Genomic DNA, 10,060 nt, shown 5'->3' on the forward strand with positions numbered 1-10,060 from the left:
TTCCGCGCATGACGATACATTTCTTCAAATACCAGGGCACGGCCAACGACTTCGTGATGGTGGACGACCGCGCCCGCACGTTTCCCGCCGCCGACCATGCTCTGGTGAACCGCCTCTGTGACCGGCGCCGCGGCATCGGGGCCGACGGGCTGATTCTGCTGCGCGAGGCGCCGGGCTACGACTTCGAGATGGTGTACTTCAACGCCGACGGCCACCTGGGCTCGATGTGCGGCAACGGCGGCCGCTGCACCGTGGCGTTTGCCCAGCAGCTGGGCGTAATCGGCGAGCAGGCCCGCTTTTTGGCCGCCGATGGCCCGCACGAAGCCAGTATCGACGAGGCCGGGCAAGTGCGGCTGCGCATGATGGACGTGGAGGGGCAGCAGGAGTGGCCCGAGGGCGTGTTCCTCAACACCGGCTCGCCGCACGTAGTGAGCTTTCTGCCCCCCGGCACCCTGGCCGGCTACGACGTGTACGGGCGGGGCCGCGCCGTGCGCTACGGCGACGCTTTTCGGGAGCGGGGGGGGACCAACGTCAACTTCGTGGAGGCGCCCGCGGCGGTGGGGCAGCCCTGGCAGGTGCGCACCTACGAGCGCGGCGTGGAAAACGAAACGCACTCCTGCGGCACCGGCGTAACGGCTGTGGCCCTGGCCGCCGCCCGGCGCGGGGCCCAAAGCCCGGTGCCCCTGCGCACGCCCGGCGGCGAGTTGAGCGTGTCGTTTGTGGCCCACGCCGACGGCTCGTTTACCGAGGTGTACCTGAGCGGCCCGGCCGAGTACGTTTTCGCGGGCCACCTCAATCTGTAGCGCCGTGCCCGCCGCCCTGCCGCCCCCGGCCGACGTAAGCCTGCGGGCTTTGGAAGACTCCGACCTGGACTTGCTCTACCAGCTCGAAAACGACGCCTCGGCTTGGGGCCTGGCCAGCGACACCCTGGCGCCCGTGTCGCGCTACAACCTGCGGCGCTACCTCGACAGCGCCGCCGCCGATTTCTACGAGGTGCGGCAGCAGCGGCTGGTCATCTGCGCCGCGGACGGGCGGCGGGCCCTGGGCACCATCGATTTGTTCGACTTTCACCCGCACCACCAACGGGCCGCGGTGGGCATTATGCTGCTGCCCAGCCAGCGCGGCCAAGGCTACGCCCGCGCGGCCTTGCGGGAGCTGCTGCACTACGCCCGGCACACCCTGCACCTGCACCAGCTGTACTGCACCGTGGCGGCCGGCAACGCGGCCAGCCTGAAGCTGTTTCGCCGCGCCGGCTTCCGGCGCGTGGGCGTGCGCCGCGCCTGGCTGCGCACCGCCCACGGCTGGCAGGACGCCGTGGAAATGCAGTGCCTGCTGACGGCGGAATAGAATCCCGGTTCGGGGAAAATCCACCGGCCTCGTACCCGCGCTTGCGTGCAGGGTACGGGGCCGGTATCCTTTTGGCGTGGGTGTGCGTATGCTATCTGCCGCGCTTGGTTGCCGGAGTTTGTGCGCAACCAGGTTCCCCTCCTTTTCCCGCACCACTGCCTTCGCCAAAACTTCTTTGACGCTTTTCCGCATGTCCTTACTCGACGCCCCTGGCCTGGAGCCGCAGTCTGCCGCCACCCAAACGGTTTCGCCCACTGCCGACATTGTCTCTCCCGAGCAAGACGTACCGGCCCATAAAACGCCGCTGCCCGACCTGGTTTGCTTTGCGCACCTGCACTGGGATTTTGTGTGGCAGCGCCCGCAGCACCTGCTTTCCCGCTTTGCCCGCCACACGCGGGTGTTCTACGTGGAGGAGCCCTGCACGCACTTCGAGGACACGCAGATGCAGCCCTGGCTGGAAATCAAGGACCGCGAGCAGGGGCATCTGAAAGTAGTGGTGGTGCACCTGCCCGGCGGCCTGAGCGAAGAAGCCGCCGACGCGGTCCAGGCCGAACTGCTCAACGAGTACTTCGAGCGGGAGAACATCCGCGACTTCATTGCCTGGTACTACTCGCCCATGTTCCTGGCCAAGTCGCGCCAGTTCCGGCCGGCCCTCACCATCTACGACTGCATGGATGAGCTGGCCAACTTCAAGGGCGCGCACCCCGAGCTGCGCAGCCGCGAGCAGGAATTGTTCGGGCAGGCCCAGCTGGTGTTTACCGGTGGGCAGAGTTTGTACGAGGCCAAGCAGAAGCAGCACGCCAGCGCGCACGCCTTTCCCAGCAGCATCGACAAGGCCCATTTCGGACAGGCGCGTACCGAGCTGCCCGAGCCGGCCGACCAGCAGCCTATTCCGCACCCGCGCGTCGGCTTTTTCGGCGTAGTTGATGAGCGCCTCGACATCGAGTTGTTGGGTGAGCTGGCCGCTGCGCATCCCGAGTGGCAATTCGTCATCATCGGGCCGGTGGTGAAAATCGACCCGGCTACGCTGCCGCAGGCTGCCAACATCCACTACCTGGGTGGCAAGAGCTACCAGGAGCTGCCGGCCTACCTGCGCGGCTGGGACGTGGCCACGCTGCTCTTCGCCGACAACGAAAGCACCAAGTTCATTTCGCCCACCAAAACGCCCGAGTACCTGGCCGCTGGCAAGCCCGTGGTGAGCACGCCCATCCGCGACGTGGTGCGCCCCTACGGCGAGCTGGGTCTGGTTCACATTGCCGCCGATGCCGACCGCTTCGGCCGGGCCATCGGCCAAGCGCTCGGCGAGGCCGACGACGCGGCCTGGCTGCAGCGCGTGGACGCTTACCTGGCCACCATTTCCTGGGACCAAACCTGGCAGCAGATGGTCGATTTGATGCAGGCCGAACTGCACAAAGTGGTTGTTCGCTGATTTTCTGCGTAGAAGCCCTACGGAGACCTAGTTTTTTCTGCCCTCTTTTTCACAACCATCCCACCATCCCCCGAGCTATGTTTGACTACCTGATCGTAGGAGCCGGATTCGCCGGCAGCGTGCTGGCCGAGCGTTTGGCTACGCGCTCCAACAAAAAAGTGCTGATCATAGACAAGCGCAACCACATTGGGGGCAATGCCTATGACCACTACAACGAAGATGGCATCATGGTCCATAAGTACGGGCCGCACATCTTCCACACCAACTCCAAGGAGGTGTTCGAGTACCTGTCCAACTTCACCGACTGGCGGCCCTACGAGCACTGGGTACTGGCCTCGGTCGACGGGCAGCACGTGCCCATTCCCATCAACCTCGATACCATCAACAAGCTTTACGGTCTAAGCCTGAATGCTTTTGAGGTAGAGCAGTTTCTGGAGTCGCTGGCTGAGCCCATCCCGGTCATTAAAACCTCGGAAGACGTGGTGGTGAGCAAGGTGGGCCGCGAGTTGTACGAGAAGTTTTTCCGCAACTACACCCGCAAGCAGTGGGGCCTCGACCCCTCGGAGCTGGACAAGTCGGTGACCTCGCGCGTGCCCACCCGCACCAACCGCGACCGGCGCTACTTCACCGATACCTACCAGGCCATGCCCCTGCACGGCTACACCAAGATGTTCGAGAAGATGCTCGACCACCCGAACATCAAGATTATGCTCAACACCGACTACCACGACATCGTGGACCTGATTCCCTTCAAGGAAATGATCTTCACGGGGCCGGTCGATGAGTACTTCGACTACAAGTACGGCAAGCTGCCTTACCGCTCGCTGGAGTTCAAGCACGAAACCCTCAACAAGGAGCAGCACCTGGAAGCGCCGGTGGTGAACTATCCCAACGAGCACCTCTACACGCGCATCACCGAGTTCAAGGCCCTCACCGGCCAGCAGCACCCCAAAACCAGCATCGTGTACGAGTACCCCAAAGCCGAGGGCGACCCGTACTACCCCATTCCGCGCCTCGAAAACGCCGAGCTGTACAACAAGTACAAGAAGCTGGCCGACGAAACGCCGAACGTGCACTTCGTGGGGCGCCTGGCTACCTACAAGTACTACAACATGGACCAGGTGGTAGCCCAGGCCCTGACGGTGTACAAGAAGATTACCGAAAAGGAAAAAGAGGAAAAAGGTACGGCCCTGCCCGCCAAACCGGCCATTACCGGCTCGGCGGCGCTCATGGAAAAGCTGGTGCCGCGCGACCCGGATAAAAAGCAAGCCTAACTTCTTCTGCCGCGACGCGGGGCCGGGTGATGCCGTGCCGGCCCCCGCCGCGTTTTTTCGTGTCCTCATGGCAACAGTTGAATTGTGGGGCGGGGTTGAATGCACCGTCAACCGCGTCGGCGAAGAATATATGGACCAGCTGGAGCAGAGCGGGCATAAAGCCCGCCTGACCGACCTGGACGCCATTGCCGAGCTGGGCCTGCGCCGCCTGCGCTACCCCGTGCTCTGGGAGCACGTGGCCCCCGAAAGCCTCGACCGGCCCGACTGGCGCTGGCCCGACGAGCGGCTGCCGCGGCTGCAGGAGCTGGGCATCGACCCCATTGTGGGGCTGCTGCACCACGGCAGCGGGCCGCGCTACACGGCCCTGCACGCCGACAACTTCGCCGACGGCCTGGCCCGCTACGCCCGCCTGGTGGCCGAGCGCTACCCCTGGGTGAACTACTACACGCCCATCAACGAACCGCTGACCACGGCGCGCTTCAGCGGCCTCTACGGCCTGTGGTACCCGCACGCCACCGACGACCGGGTGTTCGTGCGCATGATGATCAACCAGACGCAGGCCACCATGCGGGCCATGCGCGCCATTCGGGAAATCAACCCGAAGGCTAAGCTGGTGCAGACCGAGGACCTGGGCAAGGTGCACTGCACGCCGGCCCTGGCCTACCAGGCCGAGTTTGAAAATCACCGGCGCTGGCTCAGCTTCGACCTGCTCTGCGGCCGCGTCGATGATGCTCACTACCTGTGGCGCTTTCTGCGCGACAATGGCGCGAGCCGGGCCGAGCTGCTCGAGTTTGTAGCCCGGCCGCTGCCGCCCGATGTGCTGGGCCTCAACTACTACGTGACCAGTGAGCGGTTTCTCGACGACCAGCTGGAGTACTATCCGCCGCGCTGCCTGAGCAACAACCGCCGCGACATCTACGCCGACGTGGAAGCCGTGCGCGTGCTGCCCGTGGAAATGGCGGGCGTCAAGCAACTGCTGCGCGAAGCCTGGGAGCGGTACCAATTGCCCCTGGCCGTAACCGAAGCGCACCTGGGCTGCACCCGCGAAGAGCAGATGCGCTGGCTGCAGCAGGTGTGGAACGCCGCCAACGAGCTGCGCCGCGAAGGCGTAACCATGCGCGCCGTCACCGTCTGGTCGCTGCTGGGCGCCTTCGACTGGGACAGCCTGCTCACTCGCCGCGGCCACAGCTACGAGAGCGGCGTGTTCGACGTCCGCGGCGGGCAGCTGCGCCCCACCGCGCTGTTTAAAATGGTGCAGGGCTTGGCCCGCGCGGGCCGCTACCCCCACCCGCTGCTGGCGGGCCCGGGCTGGTGGCAGCGCCACGACCGTTTTGTGTACCGTTCCGAACCCATAAGCTAACTGGATGACGCACTTGCTAACCTATCCGCTGCCGCAACCGGTTCAGCCGCTGCTTGTCACGGGCGCCAACGGTACGTTAGGGCGGGCTTTCCGGCGCATCTGCCACCTGCGGGGCATCGAAGTGGTAGCCCTGAGCCGGGCCGACCTTGATATTGCCGATGCCGACCAGGTACAAGCGGTGCTGCGGCGCCACCGGCCCTGGGCCGTGGTGAATGCCGCCGGCTTTGTGCGGGTCGACGAAGCCGAAGCCGCCGCCGACCGCTGCTACCGCGAAAACACCACCGGCCCCAGCGTGCTGGCCGCGGCCTGCGCCGCCCACGGCGTGCAGCTGCTCACGTTTTCCTCTGATCTGGTGTTCGATGGCCGCCAGCAGCAGCCCTACGTGGAAAGCGACCGGGCGCTGCCGCTCAGCGTGTATGGCCAGAGCAAATTGCTGGCCGAGCAAGCGGTGTTGCAGCAGTTTCCCGAGGCGCTGGTAGTGCGCGCCAGCGCCTTCTTCGGCCCCTGGGACCAGTACAACTTCGTGCACCAGGTGCTGACCGCCGCCCAGGAAGACCGCGCCTTCGAGGCCGCCGACGATGCCTTTGTGTCGCCCACCTACGTGCCCGGGCTGGTACACGCCGCGTTGGATCTGCTCATTGACGAAGAGCGCGGTATCTGGCACGTAGCCAACCAGGGCTGCAGCAGCTGGGCGCAGGTGGCGCGCACGGTGGCCGAGGCCGCCAACTTCAACCCCGACTTTGTATTGGGCCGGCCGCTGGCGGCGCTGGGCCTGCCCGCCCCGCGGCCTCGGCAAAGCGCCCTGCAAAGTGAGCGGGCTGCCCTGCTGCCGGCATTTGAGCACGCCCTGCGTCAGTACTTGGCCGACATTGGGCACGTAGCCGCGGCCGACAAGGGCCGGCTGGCGACGGCCCGCCCGCCCAAGACCGCGCGGCCGGCCGAAGCTGCGTAGACTCTTGCGCCCCCGCCGGATTCCCGCCTGACAACATTGCTGCTTTGCCAAACCCCGCACTCTTTTTGGAGCGGCGGGGTTTGGCATTTCTGGGGCAATTCCGATTTCGGGCCGCACGTTTCCCCCAAACGCCTTAAATTTGAGTTGCGCTCCGGCGTTTTTCAGCAAACTACAAGCAGCATGTTCGATTTTATCGGGAAGGCCGTCACCAAAGTTTTCGGCACCAAGTCGGAGCGGGATTTGAAAGGCATCATCCCCTACGTGGCGACCATCAACGCCGAATACGCCAAACTGGCAGGCCTCTCCGATGACGAGCTGCGGGCCCAGACCGGGCAGGTGCGCGCCCGCATCAGTGAGCACCTCAAAGAAATCGACGCCCAGATTTCGACTCTGCACCAGCGTATTGCCGACGAGCCCAACCTCGATATTCAGCAGAAGGAAAGCCTGTTCGAGCAGATCGACGCACTGGAAAAGCAGCGCAACAAGGAGCTGGAAGTAGTGCTGATGGAGGTGATGCCCCAGGCCTTCGCCATTGTGAAGGACACGGCCCGCCGCTACAAGGAAAACGGCCAGCTGGTGGTAACGGCCACCGACCACGACCGGGAAATGGCCCGGGAGCGGCCGCACATCCGCCTCGAAGGCGACAAAGCCATCTGGCCCAACAAGTGGATGGCCGGCGGCGCCGAGATGACCTGGGAGATGCAGCACTACGACGTGCAGCTGATTGGCGGCCTGGTGCTGCACCAGGGCAAAATCTCGGAAATGGCCACGGGTGAGGGCAAAACGCTGGTGGCTACGCTGCCCGCCTTTCTGAACGCGCTGGCCGGCCGCGGCGTGCACATCGTGACGGTGAACGACTACCTGGCCAAGCGTGACTCGGAGTGGATGGGCCCGCTGTACGAGTTCCACGGCCTGCGCTGCGACTGTATCGACAAGCACCAGCCCAACACCGAGGCGCGCCGCAAGGCCTACCGCGCCGATATCACCTACGGCACCAATAACGAGTTCGGCTTCGACTACCTGCGCGACAACATGGCGCGCGAAACCGACGAGCTGGTGCAGCGCAAGCACCACTACGCCATGGTCGACGAAGTGGACTCGGTGCTCATCGACGATGCCCGTACCCCGCTCATCATCTCGGGGCCGGTGCCCAAGGGCGACGTGCACGAGTTTCTGATTCTGAAGCCGCGCATTCAGCGCCTGGTGGACGAGCAGAAAAAGCTGGTGCAGCAGTACCTGCTCGACGCCAAGCGCCTCATCAAGGAAGGCAACGACGGTCCCAAGGAAGGGGAGGGCGGCCTGGCCTTGTTCCGCGCCTTCCGCGGCCTGCCCAAGAGCAAGCCGCTCATCAAGTTCCTCTCCGAAACCGGCAACCGCGCCATTCTGCAGAAAGTGGAAAACCACTACCTGCAGGACAACTCGCGCCAGATGCCCCAGGCCGACAAGCCCCTGTTCTTCACCATCGACGAGAAGAACAACCAGATCGAGCTGACCGAGCGCGGCGTCGACCTGATTACCGGCCAGGGCGAAGACCCGAGCTTCTTCATCATGCCCGACATCGGCATGGAGCTGGCCGCCATTGAGGACAACAAAGCCCTGTCGGCCGACGACAAGCTGCACACCAAGGAGCGGGTGATGCTCGACTACCAGGAGAAGTCGGAGCGCATTCACACCATCAACCAGCTGCTGAAGGCTTACACCCTGTTCGAGCGCGACGACCAGTACATCGTGACCGACGACCACAAGGTGAAGATTGTGGACGAGCAGACCGGCCGCGTGATGGAAGGCCGCCGCTACTCCGACGGCCTGCACCAGGCCATCGAGGCCAAGGAAAACGTGCGCATCGAAGACGCCACGCAGACCTACGCCACGGTAACGCTGCAGAACTACTTCCGCATGTACCACAAGCTGGCCGGCATGACCGGCACGGCCGAAACGGAAGCGGGCGAGTTCTGGGAAATCTACAAGCTCGACGTGGTGGTGATTCCCACCAACCGCCCCATCTCGCGCAAGGACGAGCACGACAAAGTCTACAAAACCACGCGCGAGAAGTACAACGCCGTGGCCGAAGAAATCCAGGAGCTGGTGAAGGCCGGCCGCCCGGTGCTGGTGGGTACCACCTCGGTGGAAAACTCGGAAATCATCAGCCGCATGCTCAAGCTGCGCGGCATTCAGCACCAAGTGCTCAACGCCAAGCAGAACCAGCGCGAGGCCGAAATTGTGGCCGGCGCCGGCTACCCCGGCACCGTGACCATTGCCACCAACATGGCCGGCCGTGGTACCGACATCAAGCTCAAGGAAACCTCCAAGGAGGCCGGGGGGCTGGCCATCATCGGCACCGAGCGCCACGAGTCGCGCCGGGTCGACCGCCAGCTGCGCGGCCGCGCCGGTCGCCAGGGCGACCCGGGTACCTCGCAGTTCTTCGTGGCCCTCGACGACAACCTGATGCGCCTGTTCGGCTCCGACCGCATTGCGCGCCTGATGGACCGCATGGGCCTGGAAGAAGGCGAGGTAATTCAGCACTCGATGATTACCAGCAGCATCGAGCGCGCCCAGAAGAAAGTCGAGGAAAACAACTTCGGCATCCGCAAGCGCCTGCTCGAGTATGACGACGTGATGAACGCCCAGCGCGAGGTGGTGTACTCGCGCCGCCGCAACGCGTTGTTCGGCGAGCGACTGGAGCTGGACGTGCTCAACATGATCTTCGACGTGAGCGAGGACATCGTGACCGGCCACAAGATTTCCGGCGACTACGAAGACTTCAAGCTGGCCATCATCCGCGTGTTTGGCTACGACACGCACATCTCGCAAAGCGAGTTTGCGGGCCAGCCCGCGCCCGAGCTCACCCAGAAGCTCTACGGCGAAGCGCTGGGCTACTACCAGAGCAAGAACGACGTCATTGCCGAGTCGGCCCTGCCCCTGATCAACGACTTGATCAACCAGCAGGCGCCCTTTGAAAACATTGCCGTGCCCTTCAGCGACGGGCGCAAGCAGGTGCAGGCCGTGGCCAACCTGCGCCGCGCCCAGACCAGCGGCGGCCTCGAGCTGATTCGCGCCGCCGAGAAGGTGATTGTGCTGGCCCTCATCGACGAGGCCTGGACCCAGCACCTGCGCGCCATGGACGACCTCAAGCAGGTGGTGCAGAACGCGGTGTACGAGCAGAAAGACCCGCTGCTGATTTACAAGTTCGAGTCGTTTGAGCTCTTCAAGCGCATGATCGGCAAGGTCAACGAAGACACCGTCTCGTTCCTGTTCCGCGCCGACATTCCGGCCTCGCAGGCCGGCCCGATGCAGGAGCCCGAAATTCACTTCGAGGAAGCCGTGGCCGCCCCCCGCGCCCCGCAGCCCAAGCTGAAGGCCGAGAAGGAAGTGGCCTCGGCCTCGCTGGGCGCCGGCCCCGAAGACCTGGAGCAGGCCCACGAGCTGGGTTTGGAGCCGGTGGTAGCCGAAAAGCAGGTGCCCGCCCGCTCGCAGAAAGTGGCCAACCGCAACGACAAGGTGAGCGTGCAGTACATGGACGGCCGCATCGTGCGCGACGTGAAGTTCAAGAGCGTGGAAGACGACGTGCTGAACAACCGCGCCGTGCTCATCGACTAATCCCCGGATTCGTCCGGATTTGACGGATTTGGCTTCGCCTTCCTTCGGTTCACGGATTTTGTGGACGATTGCAGTGGTGCCCCGGCTCAAAGCCGGGGCAC

Annotated in this window: 7 protein-coding genes; all 7 read left to right on the plus strand. The window is 64.3% G+C overall.

Translation table 11 applies throughout. From position 1 onward, the window contains the following. Positions 1-8: 8 nt before the first annotated feature. The 7 genes from dapF (at position 9) to secA (ending at position 9,959) form a co-directional block, all read left to right on the plus strand. Positions 9-803, plus strand: a complete 795-nt coding sequence (dapF, locus tag ACE191_RS17385; protein ID WP_400193504.1) for a diaminopimelate epimerase — start codon at positions 9-11, stop codon at positions 801-803. A gap of 4 nt (positions 804-807) precedes the next feature. Further along, positions 808-1,347 (plus strand): GNAT family N-acetyltransferase, encoded by a 540-nt coding sequence (locus ACE191_RS17390; protein WP_400193505.1) that lies wholly within the window; start codon positions 808-810, stop codon positions 1,345-1,347. Between the two features lie 190 nt (positions 1,348-1,537). Continuing rightward, entirely contained in the window at positions 1,538-2,776 is a 1,239-nt protein-coding gene (locus ACE191_RS17395) for a glycosyltransferase family 1 protein (protein ID WP_400193506.1), read from the plus strand. A 77-nt stretch (positions 2,777-2,853) separates the two neighbouring features. Next, positions 2,854-4,050, plus strand: coding sequence for a UDP-galactopyranose mutase (gene glf / locus ACE191_RS17400; protein ID WP_400193507.1), 1,197 nt, complete (start codon positions 2,854-2,856; stop codon positions 4,048-4,050). Positions 4,051-4,117: 67 nt separating this feature from the next. Further along, positions 4,118-5,410: a family 1 glycosylhydrolase gene (locus ACE191_RS17405; protein ID WP_400193508.1), complete on the plus strand. Its 1,293-nt coding sequence runs from the start codon at positions 4,118-4,120 to the stop codon at positions 5,408-5,410. Between the two features lie 4 nt (positions 5,411-5,414). Beyond that, on the plus strand, positions 5,415-6,362 hold the full coding sequence (gene rfbD, locus ACE191_RS17410; protein WP_400193509.1) for a dTDP-4-dehydrorhamnose reductase: 948 nt from the start codon (positions 5,415-5,417) through the stop codon (positions 6,360-6,362). 180 nt (positions 6,363-6,542) lie between these two features. Next, positions 6,543-9,959: a preprotein translocase subunit SecA gene (secA, locus tag ACE191_RS17415; RefSeq protein ID WP_400193510.1), complete on the plus strand. Its 3,417-nt coding sequence runs from the start codon at positions 6,543-6,545 to the stop codon at positions 9,957-9,959. Positions 9,960-10,060: the final 101 nt, after the last annotated feature.

The organism is Hymenobacter sp. B81, assembly GCF_044628455.1.
GTDB lineage: Bacteria > Bacteroidota > Bacteroidia > Cytophagales > Hymenobacteraceae > Solirubrum.